The organism is Burkholderia pyrrocinia (genome assembly GCF_003330765.1).
Taxonomy (GTDB): domain Bacteria; phylum Pseudomonadota; class Gammaproteobacteria; order Burkholderiales; family Burkholderiaceae; genus Burkholderia; species Burkholderia pyrrocinia_B.
Genome location: NZ_CP024902.1, coordinates 3,197,002 through 3,213,480 on the forward strand (window position 1 = coordinate 3,197,002; position 16,479 = coordinate 3,213,480).

General features: G+C 66.3%; 18 protein-coding genes and 1 tRNA gene. 14 read left to right on the forward strand and 5 right to left on the reverse strand.

Going from position 1 to position 16,479, the window contains the following annotated elements:
- Positions 1 to 19 precede the first annotated feature (19 nt).
- The 5 genes from hpf to CUJ89_RS15520 all read left to right on the forward strand — a co-directional run bounded on the left by hpf (position 20) and on the right by CUJ89_RS15520 (position 3,832).
- Entirely contained in the window at positions 20 to 379 is a 360-nt protein-coding gene (gene hpf / locus CUJ89_RS15500; RefSeq protein ID WP_006477786.1) for a ribosome hibernation-promoting factor, HPF/YfiA family, read from the forward strand.
- A gap of 196 nt (positions 380 to 575) precedes the next feature.
- Positions 576 to 1,088 carry a PTS sugar transporter subunit IIA gene (locus CUJ89_RS15505; protein ID WP_048246965.1) on the forward strand — a complete coding sequence of 171 codons (513 nt, stop codon included), beginning with the start codon at positions 576 to 578 and terminating at the stop codon, positions 1,086 to 1,088.
- Positions 1,089 to 1,217: 129 nt separating this feature from the next.
- A complete protein-coding gene (gene hprK, locus CUJ89_RS15510) occupies positions 1,218 to 2,186 on the forward strand; it encodes an HPr(Ser) kinase/phosphatase (protein WP_006483133.1) in 969 nt (322 codons plus the stop codon).
- Positions 2,187 to 2,261: 75 nt separating this feature from the next.
- Entirely contained in the window at positions 2,262 to 3,170 is a 909-nt protein-coding gene (gene rapZ / locus CUJ89_RS15515; RefSeq protein WP_114178088.1) for an RNase adapter RapZ, read from the forward strand.
- Positions 3,171 to 3,196: 26 nt separating this feature from the next.
- A complete protein-coding gene (locus CUJ89_RS15520) occupies positions 3,197 to 3,832 on the forward strand; it encodes an LON peptidase substrate-binding domain-containing protein (protein WP_114178089.1) in 636 nt (211 codons plus the stop codon).
- Between the two features lie 136 nt (positions 3,833 to 3,968).
- On the opposite strand, the gene mutY is transcribed toward CUJ89_RS15520, so the two are convergent.
- The gene (mutY, locus tag CUJ89_RS15525; RefSeq protein ID WP_114178090.1) at positions 3,969 to 5,075 is read right to left on the reverse strand and encodes an A/G-specific adenine glycosylase; all 1,107 of its coding nucleotides are present in this window, start codon (positions 5,073 to 5,075) and stop codon (positions 3,969 to 3,971) included.
- Between the two features lie 24 nt (positions 5,076 to 5,099).
- Positions 5,100 to 5,927, reverse strand: coding sequence for a bifunctional DNA-formamidopyrimidine glycosylase/DNA-(apurinic or apyrimidinic site) lyase (mutM, locus tag CUJ89_RS15530; RefSeq protein WP_114178091.1), 828 nt, complete (start codon positions 5,925 to 5,927; stop codon positions 5,100 to 5,102).
- Between the two features lie 367 nt (positions 5,928 to 6,294).
- Between mutM and CUJ89_RS15540 the strand changes: the two genes are divergently transcribed.
- The 8 genes from CUJ89_RS15540 to hisC all read left to right on the forward strand — a co-directional run bounded on the left by CUJ89_RS15540 (position 6,295) and on the right by hisC (position 13,453).
- Positions 6,295 to 8,118, forward strand: a complete 1,824-nt coding sequence (locus CUJ89_RS15540; protein ID WP_114178093.1) for a tetratricopeptide repeat protein — start codon at positions 6,295 to 6,297, stop codon at positions 8,116 to 8,118.
- The gene (gene lolB / locus CUJ89_RS15545) at positions 8,118 to 8,738 is read left to right on the forward strand and encodes a lipoprotein insertase outer membrane protein LolB (protein ID WP_114178094.1); all 621 of its coding nucleotides are present in this window, start codon (positions 8,118 to 8,120) and stop codon (positions 8,736 to 8,738) included. Before CUJ89_RS15540 ends, lolB begins: the two co-directional genes overlap by 1 nt.
- 27 nt (positions 8,739 to 8,765) lie before the next feature.
- Complete coding sequence (gene ispE, locus CUJ89_RS15550) at positions 8,766 to 9,647, forward strand: 4-(cytidine 5'-diphospho)-2-C-methyl-D-erythritol kinase (RefSeq protein WP_114178095.1); 882 nt, start codon at positions 8,766 to 8,768, stop codon at positions 9,645 to 9,647.
- A gap of 55 nt (positions 9,648 to 9,702) precedes the next feature.
- A tRNA-Gln gene (locus CUJ89_RS15555) sits at positions 9,703 to 9,779 on the forward strand.
- Between the two features lie 44 nt (positions 9,780 to 9,823).
- The gene (locus CUJ89_RS15560) at positions 9,824 to 10,780 is read left to right on the forward strand and encodes a ribose-phosphate pyrophosphokinase (RefSeq protein ID WP_048246975.1); all 957 of its coding nucleotides are present in this window, start codon (positions 9,824 to 9,826) and stop codon (positions 10,778 to 10,780) included.
- A gap of 161 nt (positions 10,781 to 10,941) precedes the next feature.
- Positions 10,942 to 11,547 (forward strand): 50S ribosomal protein L25/general stress protein Ctc, encoded by a 606-nt coding sequence (locus CUJ89_RS15565; RefSeq protein WP_114178096.1) that lies wholly within the window; start codon positions 10,942 to 10,944, stop codon positions 11,545 to 11,547.
- A gap of 120 nt (positions 11,548 to 11,667) precedes the next feature.
- A complete protein-coding gene (pth, locus tag CUJ89_RS15570) occupies positions 11,668 to 12,267 on the forward strand; it encodes an aminoacyl-tRNA hydrolase (RefSeq protein ID WP_114178097.1) in 600 nt (199 codons plus the stop codon).
- 118 nt (positions 12,268 to 12,385) lie between these two features.
- Complete coding sequence (hisC, locus tag CUJ89_RS15575) at positions 12,386 to 13,453, forward strand: histidinol-phosphate transaminase (RefSeq protein ID WP_114178098.1); 1,068 nt, start codon at positions 12,386 to 12,388, stop codon at positions 13,451 to 13,453.
- A gap of 78 nt (positions 13,454 to 13,531) precedes the next feature.
- On the opposite strand, the gene CUJ89_RS15580 is transcribed toward hisC, so the two are convergent.
- From CUJ89_RS15580 to rsmD, 3 genes are all read right to left on the reverse strand, one after another.
- Positions 13,532 to 13,798 carry a YfhL family 4Fe-4S dicluster ferredoxin gene (locus tag CUJ89_RS15580; protein WP_114178099.1) on the reverse strand — a complete coding sequence of 89 codons (267 nt, stop codon included), beginning with the start codon at positions 13,796 to 13,798 and terminating at the stop codon, positions 13,532 to 13,534.
- A 59-nt stretch (positions 13,799 to 13,857) separates the two neighbouring features.
- Positions 13,858 to 14,355, reverse strand: coding sequence for a pantetheine-phosphate adenylyltransferase (gene coaD / locus CUJ89_RS15585; RefSeq protein WP_031403077.1), 498 nt, complete (start codon positions 14,353 to 14,355; stop codon positions 13,858 to 13,860).
- 111 nt (positions 14,356 to 14,466) lie between these two features.
- Positions 14,467 to 15,081: a 16S rRNA (guanine(966)-N(2))-methyltransferase RsmD gene (gene rsmD / locus CUJ89_RS15590; protein ID WP_114178100.1), complete on the reverse strand. Its 615-nt coding sequence runs from the start codon at positions 15,079 to 15,081 to the stop codon at positions 14,467 to 14,469.
- A 217-nt stretch (positions 15,082 to 15,298) separates the two neighbouring features.
- On the opposite strand from rsmD, the gene ftsY reads away from it, so the two are divergent.
- A complete protein-coding gene (ftsY, locus tag CUJ89_RS15595) occupies positions 15,299 to 16,453 on the forward strand; it encodes a signal recognition particle-docking protein FtsY (RefSeq protein WP_114178101.1) in 1,155 nt (384 codons plus the stop codon).
- Positions 16,454 to 16,479 lie beyond the last annotated feature (26 nt).

The window sequence follows — 16,479 nt, forward strand, 5'->3', positions numbered from 1 at the left end:
ACTCGCTTGGAGAAGCACTATGAACCTGAAGATCAGTGGACATCATCTCGAAGTCACGCCTGCAATTCGCGAATACGTGATCACCAAGCTGGACCGGGTGCTACGGCATAGCGATCAGGTGATCGATGGCACTGTGATCCTCTCGGTCGACAATCACAAGGAAAAGGACAAGCAGCAGCGCGCGGAAATCAACCTGCACCTGAAGGGCAAGGATATCTTCGTCGAAAGCGCAAACGGCAACCTGTACGCGGCGATCGATCTGCTGATCGACAAGCTGGATCGCCAGGTCGTCAAGCACATGGAGCGCCTGCAAACGCACGCGCACGACCCGATCAAGCTTCAACCGTCGATCGACCAGATCGAACTGCCGCCGCAGTAACGGTCACCGCAGCACGCACGCCGCCCGGTTCGCCGGGCGTTTTTTTTGCGACTCCGCGCAGTGGTGCGACCGGTCCGTCCATGCTGCGCCACGCACGCGGCTGTGCTCTATAATGTTCCGGTTATCGCCGGGGGGGCATTGGGTACGGTAGCTGCCTTGCAGGTTGCCGATGCCATACGCCTTGATATCGCCGAACATGGAAAATCAGTCTGCCGCCGCAAGGAGACCCCAGGCCGCCCAATCGCCTGCCAACATGAATCGCCTAGCCAAAATCCTGCCCATAGAGAACGTCGTCATCGACCTCTCAGTCACCAGCAAGAAACGCGTCTTCGAACAAGCCGGGCTGATGTTCGAGAATCAGAACGGCGTCGCCCGCAGCACCGTCACGGACAACCTGTTCGCGCGCGAGCGCCTCGGCTCGACCGGGCTCGGCGAAGGCGTCGCGATTCCGCACGGGCGCATCAAGGGTCTCAAGCACCCGCTCGCCGCGTTCGTCCGGCTCGCCGACGCGATCCCGTTCGAAGCGCCCGACGGCCAGCCGGTCGGCCTCCTGATTTTCCTGCTCGTCCCCGAGCAAGCCACCCAGCAGCACCTCGAGATCCTGTCGGAAATCGCGCAATTGCTGTCCGACCGCGACGCGCGCGAGCGTCTGCACAACGAAACGGATATCGCCGAGTTGCATCGCCTGCTCACTCAGTGGCAACCTTGAGTTGATCCGGGCGGAATATTTTCCCGTACGAGGCGGCACGCGGCGCCGTCCAGGGCCGCCCGGCGCCGGCCCGGCATGGCGACGTCCGTCGCCGCGCGCATGCACCGGCCCATTGGAGTGACGAGAGTCATGGATACGTCCAGCATCAACGCCCAGAGCATCTTCGACGACAACGCGGCCACGCTGAAACTGAGCTGGCTGACGGGGCATGAAGGCTGGGAACGCGGCTTTTCGGCCGACACGGTCGGCAACGCAACGTCGAGCGCCGACCTCGTCGGCCACCTGAACCTGATCCACCCGAACCGGATCCAGGTGCTGGGCGAAGCCGAAATCGACTACTACCAGCGGCAGACCGACGAAGACCGCTCGCGCCACATGGCCGAGCTGATCGCGCTCGAACCGCCGTTCCTCGTCGTCGCCGGCGGCGCCGCGGCGCCGCCCGAACTTGTGCTGCGCTGCACGCGCTCGTCGACCCCGCTGTTCACGACGCCGATGTCGGCCGCCGCGGTGATCGACAGCCTGCGGCTCTACATGTCGCGCATCCTCGCGCCGCGCGCGACGCTGCACGGCGTGTTCCTCGACATCCTCGGGATGGGTGTGCTGCTGACCGGCGATTCGGGCCTCGGCAAGAGCGAACTCGGCCTCGAACTGATCAGCCGCGGCCACGGCCTCGTCGCCGACGACGCGGTCGATTTCGTCCGTCTTGGCCCCGATTTCGTCGAAGGACGCTGCCCGCCGCTGCTGCAGAACCTGCTCGAAGTGCGCGGCCTCGGCCTGCTCGACATCAAGACGATCTTCGGCGAAACCGCCGTGCGGCGGAAAATGAAGCTGAAGCTGATCGTCCAGCTCGTGCGGCGCCCGGACGGCGAATTCCAGCGCCTGCCGCTCGAAAGCCAGACCGTCGACGTGCTCGGTTTGCCGATCAGCAAGGTCACGATCCAGGTCGCCGCCGGCCGCAACCTGGCGGTGCTCGTCGAGGCAGCCGTCCGGAACACGATCCTGCAGTTGCGCGGAATCGACACTTTGCGCGATTTCATGGATCGGCAACGACTCGCGATGCAAGATCCCGACAGTCAGTTCCCCGGCAAGCTGGTATAACCCGCACGCGCCGGCCGCGCAACGCCGACGCGTCGAGCCGGTGCTATGATGAAACGTCAGGATTCTCTGCTTCCCATGCGCATCGTCCTTATCACCGGCATCTCCGGCTCAGGCAAATCCGTCGCGCTGAACGCGCTCGAAGACGCAGGCTATTACTGCGTCGACAACTTGCCGCCGCACGTGCTCCCCGAACTCGCCCGCTACCTCGCCCAGGACGGCCAGCGCCGGCTCGCGGTCGCGATCGACGCACGCTCGAGCGCATCGCTCGACGAAATGCCCGGCCTGATCCGCGATCTGTCGCGCGAGCACGACGTGCGCGTACTGTTCCTCAACGCGAGCACCCAGGCGCTGATCCAGCGCTTCTCCGAAACGCGCCGTCGCCATCCGCTGTCCGGTTCGCTGTCGCACGATGCGAACGTCGGCCTGCTGTCGTCGCTCGAGGAAGCGATCGAGCGCGAACGCGACCTCGTCGCGCCGCTCGCCGAATTCGGCCACCAGATCGACACGAGCACGCTGCGCGCGAACGTGCTGCGCACGTGGGTCAAGCGCCTCATCGAGCAGAAGGACAACGCCCTGATGCTGATGTTCGAGTCGTTCGGCTTCAAGCGCGGCGTGCCGCTCGACGCCGACCTGATGTTCGACGTACGCGCGCTGCCGAATCCGTACTACGACCACGAGTTGCGCCCGCTCACCGGGCTCGACCAGCCGGTCATCGCCTTTCTCGACGCACTGCCGATCGTCCACCAGATGATCGACGACATCCATGCGTTCCTGATGAAATGGCTGCCGCACTTCCGCGATGACAACCGCAGCTACCTGACCGTCGCCATCGGCTGCACGGGCGGCCAGCATCGCTCGGTGTTCATCGCGGAAACGCTCGCCGCGCGCCTTGCGCACGAGGCGAACGTGATCGTGCGGCATCGTGACGCGCCAGTGGATGTCGACGCGTCGTCGCGGCTCGTCTCCGAGGTCGACCGACCCTAGCGACACCGCCCCTTCGTTAGCGCGCCATGTCCTCCCTATCGACCAGCCTGATCGACCTGCCGCTGTTTCCGCTGCACACGGTGCTGTTTCCGGGCGGCCTGCTCCCGCTCAAGGTGTTCGAGGCGCGCTATCTCGACATGTCACGCGCATGCCTGCGCGACGACGTACCGTTTGGCGTGTGCCTGCTGAAGAGCGGGCCCGAAGTCGCACAGGACGGCGCCGTGTCGGTGCCCGAAACCATCGGCTGCATGGCGCGCATCACCGAGTGCGATACCGGTGAATTCGGGATGCTGTATCTGCAGGCGGTCGGCACGCAGCGTTTCGAGCTGCTGTCGTATCGCGTCGAAGGCAACGGGCTGCTGGTCGGCATCGCGGAACCGCTGCCCGACGACATCCCGCTCGAAGGCGAGCAGTCGCTCGCGCAGTTCGGCTCGTGCGCCGAGGTGCTCGAGCGCATCATCGACGCGCTGAAGAAATCCGAACCGGGCAAGCTGCCGTTCGGCGAACCGTTCCATCTCGACGATCCGAGCTGGGTGTCGAACCGCCTGTCGGAACTGCTGCCGCTCGACCTGCGCGCGCGGCAAAAGCTGATGGAGTTTCCGGACGTCGGCGCGCGCATCGACGCCGTGCACCACGTGCTCGGCCGGCACGGCTGGCTGTAAGCGCCCGCGGATCTGTCGCTTCGCGCCAGCCCACCGAGGGGGCATCCCCAAAGGGGACTTCCTTCGGGGCGAAAAACTTCTGGCGGCCCGACGTTTTCTTGAGCACGCGGCCCACGCCGCGCCCTTCGCCTTTTCGTTACAGCAACGGCCCGCTCAGCGCATCGAGCAGTTTGCGCACAGGCGCCGGCACGCCGTACGCATCGAGCCTGCTCAGCGGTACCCATGCGGTGTCCGCGTCGCGCGCGTGCGAAGGCAAGCCGCCACCGTCCGCCATGTCGCTCAGCCGCGGCTCGATCTCGAGCCGGAAATGCGTGAACGTGTGCGTGAACGGCGCGAGCGACACCGGGCCGCCGCCGCCGAAGCCGCGCGCGAGTTCCGCGAGCGCGGCATCGCCGTCCGCTTGCGGCAAGCTCCACAGGCCGCCCCAGATTCCGGCCGGCGGCCGCCGCTCCAGCAGCACGGCGTCGCCGTCCCGCAGCACGAGCATCCAGGTCTTGCGCGTCGGCACCGCCTTCTTCGGTCGCGCGGCCGGCAGTTCGCGCTGGCGGCCCGTCGATTGCGCGACGCAGTCGCCCGCGAACGGGCAGCGCACGCAATCGGGCTTGCCGCGCACGCACAGCGTCGCGCCGAGATCCATCAGGCCCTGCGTATAGGCGCTCACGTCGGCCGCGTTCGCGGCGTCGGGCAGCAGCGATTCGGCGAGCGCCCACATGTCGTTCTCGACGCGCTTCTCGCCCGGAAAGCCCTCGACGCCGAATACCCGCGCGAGCACGCGTTTCACGTTGCCGTCGAGGATCGTCGCGCGCGCGCCGTACGCGAACGACGCGATCGCCGCGGCCGTCGAGCGGCCGATGCCCGGCAGTTCGGCCAGTGCGTCGGGCGTCGACGGAAAGGCACCGCCGTGCTCGGCGACGACGACCTGCGCGCAGCGGTGCAGGTTGCGCGCACGCGAGTAGTAGCCGAGCCCCGCCCACAGCGCCATCACGTCGTCGATCGGTGCGGCCGCGAGCGCGGCGACGTCGGGGTAGCGTTCGAGAAAGCGCGTGTAATACGGGACGACGGTCGACACCTGCGTCTGTTGCAGCATGATTTCCGACAACCAGATCCGGTACGGATCGCGGGTGTTCTGCCATGGCAGGTCGTGGCGGCCGTGCTCGCGCTGCCAGGCGATCAGGCGCGTGGCGAACATGCGGTGCAGCGGCGTGACAGGGAACGGAGCGGGAGCGGTGCGGGGCGGCTTCAAGTTATCTAATCGCGGAAAAAGGTTTCAACGCTGGCAGGTCGGGCAGAAATAGGTCGACCGCTGGCCCTGCACGATCTGGCGGATCGGCGTGGCGCATACGCGGCAAGGCTGGCCCGCGCGATCGTAGACGAAGCAGTCGAGCTGGAAATAGCCGCTTTCGCCGTTGCTGCCGACAAAATCTCGCAAGGTGCTGCCGCCGCGCTCGATCGCGTCGGCGAGCGTCGCGCGCACCGCGTCGGCCAGCCGCTCGTAGCGCGGCAGCGAGACCTTGCCGGCGGCCGTCGTCGGCCGGATGCCGGCGCGGAACAGGCTCTCCGACGCATAGATGTTGCCGACGCCAACGACCATGTCGCCCGCGAGCAGCGCCTGCTTGACCGACACCGTGCGGCCGCGCGTGCGCGCGTGCAGCAGCGCGCCGGTGAACGCCGGCGAGAACGGCTCGACGCCGAGGCTCGCGAGGAGCGGGTGCGCATGCACGTCGCCCGCTTCGCGCGGGTGCCACAGCACGGCGCCGAAGCGGCGCGGATCGCGGAACCGCAGCACGAATTCGTCGAAGATCCAGTCGATGTGGTCGTGCTTCGCGGCGACGGGCACGCCGGCCGCGGGCAGCACGCGCAGCGTGCCCGTCATGCCGAGATGGACGATGAACCAGCCCGCGTCGACCTCGAACAGCAGGTACTTGCCGCGACGCTCGACGGCGAGCACCTCGCGCGCGCGCAATTGCTCGGCGAGCCCCGCCGGCACGGGCCAGCGCAGCATCGCGGTACGGACGTCGACACGCTCGACGCGGCGGCCCGCGACAAAGGGCTCGATGCCCCGGCGCGTGACTTCGACTTCTGGCAACTCTGGCATGTTTTGCGGGTCTGAGACTAGGGTCTGTTTACATCTGGAACGCACATGCGTTGCCACGAGAACGGCCGCTCGCGAGGCGCGCGACGCCGCGAATACTGACGTATTCGCAAGGAGCGCAACGCGGCGAGCGGTCGTTCTCGTGGCAACCCCAAATTAAAAAATTCATGTCACGGGAATGCCCGAAATCGCCCGTATGGCGGCGTCGCTCGTCGCTTGTTTGGCTCGCCAAACGGCGCTCGTCGCTTCTTGCCATACGGGCGATTTCGGGCATTCGCATGTGCGTTCCAGATGTAAACAGACCCTATCACGATCGTGCGTGTATTGTAGCGAGCGCGTTACAATCGGTTGAAACATCGAACGGATTTCCATGACCCTGCCCTCGAAGCTGCTTCAGAAGCGCCCCGCCGCCGTGCGCGGCGTCCGCGCCTTCCCGGTCCGTCGTGCACTCGGCGCCGCGCTGTTTGCCGCCTGGACCCTCACCGCCTTCCCGGCTCACGCGCAGGATCCGGCATCGGACGACGCGGAGTCGCAGGGCGCGTTCGAGCATGTGATGCCGGACGAGCAGAGGAATCTCCCCGGCGTCCCGCTGACGAGCCAGGTCGTTTATCAAGTGCTTGCCGCCGAGGTCGCGCTCCAGCGCAACCAGCCCGCGCCGGCCTACCAGACCTACCTCGCGCTCGCCCGCGACACGCGCGATCCGCGCATGGCGCAGCGCGCGACCGAGATCGCGCTCGGCGCGCAGAGCCCGGCCGACGCGCTGTCCGCCGCCAATCTGTGGCGCCAGTACGCACCGGATTCGAACCGGGCGTCGCAGGTCGACGCGGCGCTGCTGGTGCTCGCCGGCAAGCCGGCCGACGCGCAGCCGATGCTCGCGCGCGAGCTGGCCCGGGCGACCGGCGAGACGCGCGGCCCGGCAATCCTCGCGCTGCAGGCACTGCTCGTGCGCGGCTCCGACCGCGTCGGCGGCCTCGCGGTGCTGAAGGACATGCTGAAGAACGACATGAACCGGCCCGAGGCACAGCTCGCGATCGCGCGGCAACAGCTCGCGGTCGACGACAAGGCCGGCGCCGCGCAGTCGCTGAAGCAGGCGCTGCAGCTCCGCCCCGACTACCTGCCGGCGGCCCTGATGCTGTCGCAGATGGGGCCGGCGGAACGCGCGGCGGGCATCGCGTCGTTCGAGAAGTATGTTCAGCAGAATCCGAAGTCGCGCGACGCGCGGCTGGCGCTGTCGCAGCTCTATCTCGCCGACGATCGCCTCGACGATGCGCAGAAGCAGTTCGAGACGATGCGCAAGCTCGACTCGAAGGATCCGACGCCGCTGATGGCGCTCGCGCTGATCAGGATCCAGCAGAAGAAGCTCGACGAAGCGACCGCCTACCTGAAGCAGTACGTGCAGCTCGGCGACAAACAGCCGAACCTCGACGTCGGCCAGGGCTACATCTACCTCGCGCAGATCGCGATCGACCAGAACAACGACGCGCAGGCGTCGCAATGGCTCGACAAGGTCGACCAGACGAGCCAGCACTACCTCCCCGCGCAGATCACGCGTGCACAGCTGCTGCAGAAACAGGGCAAGACCGACGAGGCACGCAAGGTGCTCGACGACCTGCCCATCACGGATCCGCGCGACGCGGCCGTGGTCGCGCGCACCGACGCATCGATCCTGTTCACCGCGAAGCGCTATCCGGAAGCCGAGGCACGGCTCGGGCAGGCGGTCCAGGATTTCCCCGACGATCCCGACCTGCGCTACGACTACGCGATGGCGGCCGAAAAGACCGGCCACTACACGACGATGGAAAAGCAGCTGCGCGAGCTGATCCGCACGCAGCCCGACAACCCGCAGGCGTACAACGCACTCGGCTATTCGCTCGCCGACCGCAACCAGCGCCTGCCCGAGGCCAGCAAGCTGATCGACCAGGCGATGACGCTCGCGCCGAACGATGCCTACATCATGGACAGCCTCGGCTGGGTGAAGTACCGGATGGGCGATACGACAGGCGCGGCGACGGTCCTGCGGCGCGCGTACGAACTACAGCCGAACGCCGAGATCGGCGCGCATCTCGGCGAAGTGCTGTGGAAGAGCGGCGCGCAGGACGACGCGCGTTCCGCGTGGCGTGCCGCGCAGAAGCTCGAGCCCGACAACGACACGCTCGTGCAGACGCTGAAACGCCTCCAAGTCAACGGCCTCTGATGCAGATGTTCCCGATGCTTTCCCTGTCCTCCCGCGCGCAGCGCACGCTGGCCACGGCCGGCGCGGCGCTCGCGCTCGCCGGCTGCGCGAGCACGCCGCCGTCGGTCAGCGCGCCGACAGGCGCGCCGCTGCAGACCGCCGCGACGCACGCTTACCATGGCCGCTTCGCGGTGCAGTACGACGATCGTCTCGGCAAGCAGCAGAACGTGTACGGCAACTTCGACTGGCAGGAGCACGGCAACGACGTGTCGCTCGAACTGCGCAGCCCGCTCGGCCAGACGCTCGCGGTCGTGAAATCGACGCCGCGCGCGGCGTCGCTCGAGTTGCCGAACCGTCCGACGCAATATGCGACGGACGTCGGCGACCTGATGCAGAAAACGCTCGGCTTCGAACTGCCGCTCGCGGGCCTGCGCTACTGGCTGCTGCCGACGCCCGCGCCCGCGACGCACGCGGAGACGGTGCGCGATCCGGCCGACGGCACGCGCGTCAAGCAGATCCGCCAGGACGGCTGGACGATCGACTACCTCGCCTACGCTGATGCCCCGGCCACGGGCGTCAAACGCGTCAACCTCGTGCGCGCGACGCCGCCGCTCGACATCAAGCTCGTGCTCGATCAGTGAACACGTGCGCCTAGCTCCGACATACGCATGACCGATTCGACTCGCTCGCTGCGCAACTGCCTTGCGCCCGCGAAACTCAACCTGTTCCTGCACATCACCGGCCGCCGCCCGAACGGCTATCACGATCTGCAGAGCGTATTCCAGCTGCTGAACTGGGGCGACACGCTGCACTTCACGCTGCGCGACGACGGCCGCGTCGCGCGCGTCACCGACGTGCCCGGCGTGCCCGAGGAAAGCGATCTCGTCGTGCGCGCGGCCAACCTGCTGAAAGCACACACCGGCACCGCGTCCGGCGTCGACATCGAGATCGACAAGTGTCTGCCGATGGGGGCCGGCCTCGGCGGCGGCAGCTCCGACGCGGCGACGACGCTGCTCGCGCTGAACCGCCTGTGGCAACTCGACCTGCCGCGCGCGGCGCTCCAGTCGCTCGCGGTAAAACTCGGCGCAGACGTTCCGTTTTTTATTTTTGGAAAAAATGCGTTCGCAGAGGGTATCGGAGAGGAATTAGCTGAGGTAGAATTGCCGACTCGCTGGTTCCTGGTTGTGACGCCACGCGTTCATGTCCCGACCGCTGAAATATTTTCAGATGAGTTGTTGACAAGAAATTCGAAGCCCGTCACAATTGCTGACTTTCTTGCACAGCAAAACAGCGATGCGGGATGGCCAGACAGCTTCGGCCGGAACGATATGCAGCAAGTTGTGACAAGTAAGTACGCGGAAGTTGCGCAGGTGGTCAAATGGTTGTATGATGTGACCCCCGCGAGGATGACCGGCTCCGGAGCAAGCGTGTTTGCGGCGTTCCGCAACAAACACGAGGCAGAAGCGGCGAAAGCCAGGCTGCCCGCCGGTTGGAACGGTGCAGTTGCCGAGAGCCTGAACGAGCATCCGCTCTTCGCTTTCGCGTCATGAAGTTTTACTTTGCCGGACGGCCTACACAAGTCCGGTGGAGTTATCAGTTAAGTGTAGGGGAGTCGCCAAGTTGGTCAAGGCACCGGATTTTGATTCCGGCATGCGAGGGTTCGAGTCCTTCCTCCCCTGCCAAATATTTTCCCGCATTTCCCGCCCAAGCCTGAAGCAGGTGCACGATGAGCAGCCATGACGGCCTGATGGTTTTTACTGGCAACGCGAATCCCGCGCTCGCCCAGGAAGTCGTCAACATTCTTGGAATCCCCCTCGGCAAAGCGATGGTCAGCCGTTTCTCCGACGGCGAGATCCAGGTCGAGATCCAGGAAAACGTGCGTGGCAAGGACGTCTTCGTCCTGCAATCCACGTGCGCGCCGACGAACGACAACCTGATGGAACTGATGATCATGGTCGATGCGCTCAAGCGCGCATCCGCCGGCCGGATCACTGCTGCCATCCCCTACTTCGGCTACGCCCGCCAGGACCGCCGCCCGCGTTCGGCGCGGGTCGCGATCTCGGCGAAGGTCGTCGCGAACATGCTGGAAATCGCCGGCGTCGAGCGGATCATCACGATGGATCTGCACGCCGACCAGATTCAGGGCTTCTTCGACATCCCGGTCGACAACATCTACGCAACGCCGATCCTGCTGGGCGACCTGCGCAAGCAGAACTACTCGGATCTGCTCGTCGTGTCGCCGGACGTCGGCGGCGTGGTGCGTGCCCGGGCACTTGCGAAGCAGCTCAACTGCGATCTCGCGATCATCGACAAGCGTCGTCCGAAGGCGAACATCGCCGAAGTGATGAACATCATCGGTGAAGTCGAAGGCCGCACCTGCGTGATCATGGACGACATGGTCGATACGGCCGGCACGCTCTGCAAGGCCGCGCAAGTGCTGAAGGACCGCGGTGCGAAGCAGGTGTTCGCCTATGCGACGCACCCCGTGCTGTCGGGCGGCGCCGCAGATCGCATCGCCGCATCGGCGCTCGACGAGCTGGTCGTCACCGATACGATCCCGCTGTCGGCCGAATCGCTGGCATGCTCGAAGGTCCGCTCGCTGACGAGCGCGAGCCTGCTGGCCGAGACGTTCTCGCGGATCCGTCGCGGCGACTCGGTGATGTCGCTGTTCGCGGAATCCTGATCGCGAATCGACACGACAAAGTATTCGCAGAAAGCGAAGCGGCAACGCTTCGCTTTTTGCACAATCGGACGGGATAGACGAAACCCCGGCCGTTTCATCGGGGGCCGCCGTTTGACGGCCCCGTTTTACTGCCTGGTCGCGGGCAGCCATTGGAGAATCACATGAAAGTCGTCGCTTTCGAGCGCCAACAGCAAGGTACGGGTGCGAGCCGCCGCCTGCGCAATTCGGGTAAGACCACGGGTATCGTCTACGGTGGCGAAGCTGCCCCGCAAAAGGTCGAACTCGATCACAACGCCCTGTGGCACGCCCTGAAGAAGGAAGCCTTCCACTCGTCGATCCTCGAGCTCGAAGTGGCCGGCCAGACGCAACAGGTTCTGCTGCGCGACGTGCAATACCACCCGTTCAAGCAACTGGTGCTGCACGTGGACTTCCAGCGCGTTGACGCGAAGAAGAAGCTGCACACGAAGGTGCCGCTGCACTTCCTGAACGCTGAAGTCAGCCCGGCCGTGAAGCTGTCGAGCGCGATCGTTTCGCACGTCGCGACCGAAGTCGAAGTCGAGTGCCTGCCGGCCGACCTGCCGGAATTCCTCGAAGTCGATCTGTCGAAGCTCGAAGCCGGTCAGTCGATCCACGTGAAGGACATCGCACTGCCGAAGGGCGTTGCGCTGATCGCGCACATCGACGTGGAAAACCCGGTCGTCGCGTCAGCAACGATCCCGGCTGGCGCCGTGTCGGACGCTGCAGAAGGCGAAACGCCGGCTGCCTAAGCGGCTGCCCACGCGCCCAATCGATCCGTTTCACGAAACGGTCGACGCAACCCGCCGCGGCTTGCCCGGCGGGTTTTTCTTTTTCTGCGCCCAGGCGGCCCGCGCCGCCTTCGAAACGTCATGATCAAACTGATCGTCGGCCTCGGCAATCCCGGGGCGGAATACACCGCGACGCGCCACAATGCCGGCTTCTGGCTGATCGACCAGCTCGCCCGCGAAGCAGGCGCGACGCTGCGCGACGAGCGCCGCTTCCACGGCTTCTACGCGAAAGCGCGCCTGCACGGCGAGGAAGTCCACCTGCTCGAACCGCAGACCTACATGAACCGCTCCGGCCAGTCGGTCGTCGCGCTCGCGCAATTCTTCAAGATCCTGCCTGACCAGATCCTCGTCGCGCACGACGAGCTCGACCTGCCGCCCGGCACCGTGAAGCTGAAGCTCGGCGGCGGCAGTGGCGGCCACAACGGCCTCAAGGACATCTCCGCGCACCTGTCGTCGCAGCACTACTGGCGGCTGCGGATCGGCATCGGCCATCCGCGCGACCTGATTCCGGAAAGCGCGCGCGCCGGCGCGAAGCCCGATGTCGCGAACTTCGTGCTGAAGCCGCCGCGTCGCGAGGAACAGGAGGTGATCGACGCGTCGATCGAACGCGCGCTCGCCGTGATGCCGATGGTCGTCAAGGGCGAACTCGACCGCGCGACGATGCAATTGCATCGCAACTGACCGCGCATCGCACCGGCACGGTGCAACGGACCGTCCGGCCTCGCCGGGCGGCACCGCCCTTCCCACGGTAACGCGCACATGCGGTAATCTGGTCGTTTTGCCCGACAGGAGCCAAGCGGTGAGCCGTTACTGGAGCGATGTCGTTCAGCAACTCGTGCCTTACGTGCCGGGCGAGCAGCCCGCGCTCGCGCACCCCGTCAAGCTGAACACCAACGAGAATCCCTATCCGCCGTCACCGCGCGTCGTCGCGGCGATCGCACGCGAACTCGGCGAGACCGGCGACACGCTGCGCCGCTATCCCGACCCGGTCGCGCGCGCCCTGCGCGAGACGGTCGCGGCCCATCACCGCATCAGGCCCGAGCAGGTATTCGCCGGCAACGGCTCCGACGAGGTGCTCGCGCACGCGTTCCAGGCGCTGCTCAAGCACGACCGGCCGCTGCGCTTTCCCGACATCACGTACAGCTTCTATCCGACCTATGCGCGCCTGTACGGCGTGGAGACCACGGTCGTGCCGCTCGCGGACGACTTCTCGATCCGCGTCGACGACTATCTCGACGACGCCGGCGGCGTGCTGTTTCCGAACCCGAATGCGCCGACCGGGCGCGCGCTGCCGCTCGCCGACGTCGAGCAGATTGCGGCCGCGAATCCGTCGTCGGTCGTCGTGATCGACGAGGCATACGTCGATTTCGGTGCCCAGTCCGCGATTACGCTGATCGACCGCCATCCGAACCTGCTCGTCGTGCACACGACGTCGAAGGCGCGCTCGCTCGCCGGCATGCGCGTCGGCTTCGCGTTCGGCGATGCGGCGCTGATCGACGCGCTGAACCGCGTGAAGGACAGCTTCAACTCCTATCCGCTCGACCGGCTCGCGCAGGTCGCCGCGCAGGCCGCGTACGAGGACACCGACTATTTCGGCGCGACCTGCCGGCGCGTGATCGACAGCCGGACGCGGCTCACGCACGCGCTCGACGCGCTCGGCTTCGACGTCGTGCCGTCGGCCGCGAATTTCGTGTTCGCGCGCCATCCGGCGCACGATGCGGGCGCGATTGCGGCAAAGCTGAAGGAACGGGAAATTTTCGTGCGGCACTTCCGGCTGCCGCGGATCGACCAGCACCTGCGCATCACCGTCGGCACCGACGCCGAATGCGATGCGCTCGTCACGGCGCTGCGCGAGCTGCTTGGCTGAACCGGAACCGGCGCCGGGCGGCGCCGCTCGGGAATCGTGATGCGCGCGCCGCCTGGCTGGCGCGTGCGTCACGACATGTCACGACGCGTCGTCGCCCTTCACGGCGATCAACGCGTGATACTTCTCCATCAATTGCTCGTGCGATTCGTCATGCTGCGGATCGCGCGGGATGCATTCGACCGGACACACCTGCTGGCACTGCGGTTCGTCGAAATGGCCGACGCACTCGGTGCACTTGTTCGGGTCGATCACGTAGATGTCCGGGCCCATCGAAATCGCGCCGTTCGGGCACTCGGGCTCGCACACGTCGCAATTGATGCACTCGTCGGTAATCATCAAAGCCATACTGATCTCACTTCTTCAGGCCGGCGGCCGGCTTCGCAACGAAACCGGCCAGCGCCGCGTCACGCGGCAGGGCCTCCCATCGCGGCGACTTTCTCGGTCAACCACTTCTCGACTGACGGAAACACGAACTTGCTGACATCGCCGCCCAACTGTGCGATTTCGCGCACGATCGTCCCCGAGATGAACTGGTACTGGTCGGACGGCGTCATGAACATCGTCTCGACGTCGGGCAACAAATAGCGGTTCATCCCCGCCATCTGGAACTCATATTCGAAATCGGACACGGCGCGCAGGCCGCGCACGATCACGCGCGCGTTGTTGGTGCGGACAAAGTCCTTCAGAAGGCCCGTGAAACTCATCACCTTCACGTTCGGATAATGGCCAAGCACCTCGTTCGCAATCGTCAGACGTTCTTCGAGCGAGAAGAACGGCTTTTTCGCGCGACTGTCGGCGACCCCGACCACCAGCGTATCAAAAATGCTCGACGCACGCCGCACGAGGTCTTCGTGCCCGCGCGTCAGCGGATCGAACGTACCGGGATACACGGCGACTACCATGTCGCTCCTCCTGTCATCACGCAAACGGGATGGCAGCCGTGCCACGCGCACGCCACTGCCGAGATGGGCATGCGTCGCCTTTGCGGCGCGCCGCCTCGTATGGAACGCGCATTATTCATCATTTTCGCGCCGCAGCAAATGATAGTGAACCGCACCGGCCTTGCCGTGCTTCACGACCTGCCAGCCCGCGAGCGCGTCGTGCGCGGCCGGGTCGAGTTCCGCCCCCGTCTCGACGTACAGCGCGCCGCCTGCCGCGACGAGCGGCGCCGCCAGCGCGATCGCGCGCTCGAGCACGGCCGTATCGCCGAACGGCGGATCGAGAAACACGACGTCGAACGCGCCCGGCGAGAGCCCGGCTGCGAGCCGCAGCGCGTCGGCCTCCGCGACCTCGACCGAGCGAGCGCCAAGCTTGTCCTTGATCGCGCGCAGTTGCTGCGCAGCGCGCGGATGGCGCTCGACCATCACGACGCTCGCCGCGCCGCGCGACGCGGCTTCGAAGCCCAGCGCGCCGGTGCCCGCGAACAGGTCGAGGCAGCGCCGGCGTTCGAGATCCTGGCCGAGCCAGTTGAACAGCGTCTCGCGCACGCGATCGGGCGTCGGCCGCAGGCCGTCGAGATCGAGCACCGCGAGCGGCGTGCGTTTCCAGTCGCCGCCGATGATGCGGATCGTGTGCGGCTTGCCGCGGCCGGGAGTGGCCGCCGGGCGGCCGGAAGAGGAACGGGACATACGGAATATCGACAACGGAGGGACCGGGCGCGCGCAGGGGCGCACCGCCAAACAGGCGCACGTTACCACAGCGGCGGCGCACACTGACGCGAGCGCCACGCCGCACTGATAAAATGCACGGTTTCGGCCGCCATGCGCCGCGCCCGCGCGAATGCAGAACGGCCCCTCCGGCGCCCCGCCCCTGGGCGGCGGCCCGCCCTCTTCCCGACGTCAGACCATGTTCAGCTTCTTCAAACGATTCAAGAAAACGCAGGAGCCCGATCCGGCGGAATCGCAATCGGCCGACGCGTCGCAGCCGGACGCGTTGTCCGATGCGCCCGCGGTCGAGGCACCGCCCGCGGTCGAAGTACCGCAGGCCCCCGCACAACCGGCCGCGCCGACCGTCGTGATGACGGTCACGCCCACCAACGACGGCCGCGACGAAGTCGTCGAGACGGTCGAAATCGTCCCGCCGCCGATGCAGGACGCATCCGCGAAGAAATCGTGGCTCGCGCGCCTGAAAACGGGGCTCTCCAAGACGGGCTCGAGCATCACCGGCGTATTCGTCAACACGAAGATCGACGAGGATCTGTACGAGGAGCTCGAAACCGCGCTGCTGATGTCCGACGCGGGCGTCGACGCGACCGAGTACCTGCTCGGCGCGCTGCGCGAAAAAGTGCGCACGGGCCGGCTGACCGACCCGCAGCAGGTGAAGGATGCGCTGCACGACCTGCTCGTCGAACTGCTGAAGCCGCTCGAGAAATCGCTGATGCTCGGCCGCGCGCAGCCGCTCGTGATGATGATCACCGGCGTGAACGGCGCGGGCAAGACGACCAGCATCGGCAAGCTCGCGAAGCATCTGCAAAGCTTCGACCAGTCGGTGCTGCTGGCCGCGGGCGATACGTTCCGCGCAGCCGCGCGCGAACAGCTGGCGATCTGGGGCGAGCGCAACAACGTGACGGTCGTGCAGCAGGAAAGCGGCGATCCGGCCGCGGTGATCTTCGACGCGGTCAGCGCCGCGCGCGCGCGCAAGATCGACGTGATGATGGCCGACACGGCCGGCCGCCTGCCGACGCAGCTCCACCTGATGGAAGAGCTGAGGAAGGTAAAGCGCGTGATCTCGAAGGCGCACGACGGCGCGCCGCACGAAGTGCTGCTGGTGATCGACGCGAACACCGGCCAGAACGCGCTCACGCAGGTGAAGGCATTCGACGACTCGCTCGGCCTCACGGGCCTCATCGTCACGAAGCTCGACGGCACCGCGAAGGGCGGGATTCTCGCCGCGATCGCGCGGCAACGCCCGGTGCCCGTCTACTTCATCGGCGTCGGCGAGAAGGTCGAGGACCTGCAGCCGTTCAGCGCCGAGGAATTCGCGGACGCACTGCTCGGCTGAACGCCGCCGGCACGCATCGCACAGGG

Bases quoted from the DNA above. Each gene is read 5' to 3' on its own strand.
- hpf (WP_006477786.1), top strand. From the start codon at position 20: ATGAACCTGAAGATCAGTGGACATCATCTCGAAGTCACGCCTGCAATT.
- CUJ89_RS15505 (WP_048246965.1), top strand. From the start codon at position 576: ATGGAAAATCAGTCTGCCGCCGCAAGGAGACCCCAGGCCGCCCAATCG.
- hprK (WP_006483133.1), top strand. From the start codon at position 1,218: ATGGATACGTCCAGCATCAACGCCCAGAGCATCTTCGACGACAACGCG.
- rapZ (WP_114178088.1), top strand. From the start codon at position 2,262: ATGCGCATCGTCCTTATCACCGGCATCTCCGGCTCAGGCAAATCCGTC.
- CUJ89_RS15520 (WP_114178089.1), top strand. From the start codon at position 3,197: ATGTCCTCCCTATCGACCAGCCTGATCGACCTGCCGCTGTTTCCGCTG.
- mutM (WP_114178091.1), bottom strand. From the start codon at position 5,927: ATGCCAGAGTTGCCAGAAGTCGAAGTCACGCGCCGGGGCATCGAGCCC.
- CUJ89_RS15540 (WP_114178093.1), top strand. From the start codon at position 6,295: ATGACCCTGCCCTCGAAGCTGCTTCAGAAGCGCCCCGCCGCCGTGCGC.
- lolB (WP_114178094.1), top strand. From the start codon at position 8,118: ATGCAGATGTTCCCGATGCTTTCCCTGTCCTCCCGCGCGCAGCGCACG.
- ispE (WP_114178095.1), top strand. From the start codon at position 8,766: ATGACCGATTCGACTCGCTCGCTGCGCAACTGCCTTGCGCCCGCGAAA.
- CUJ89_RS15560 (WP_048246975.1), top strand. From the start codon at position 9,824: ATGAGCAGCCATGACGGCCTGATGGTTTTTACTGGCAACGCGAATCCC.
- CUJ89_RS15565 (WP_114178096.1), top strand. From the start codon at position 10,942: ATGAAAGTCGTCGCTTTCGAGCGCCAACAGCAAGGTACGGGTGCGAGC.
- pth (WP_114178097.1), top strand. From the start codon at position 11,668: ATGATCAAACTGATCGTCGGCCTCGGCAATCCCGGGGCGGAATACACC.
- CUJ89_RS15580 (WP_114178099.1), bottom strand. From the start codon at position 13,798: ATGGCTTTGATGATTACCGACGAGTGCATCAATTGCGACGTGTGCGAG.
- coaD (WP_031403077.1), bottom strand. From the start codon at position 14,355: ATGGTAGTCGCCGTGTATCCCGGTACGTTCGATCCGCTGACGCGCGGG.
- rsmD (WP_114178100.1), bottom strand. From the start codon at position 15,081: ATGTCCCGTTCCTCTTCCGGCCGCCCGGCGGCCACTCCCGGCCGCGGC.
- ftsY (WP_114178101.1), top strand. From the start codon at position 15,299: ATGTTCAGCTTCTTCAAACGATTCAAGAAAACGCAGGAGCCCGATCCG.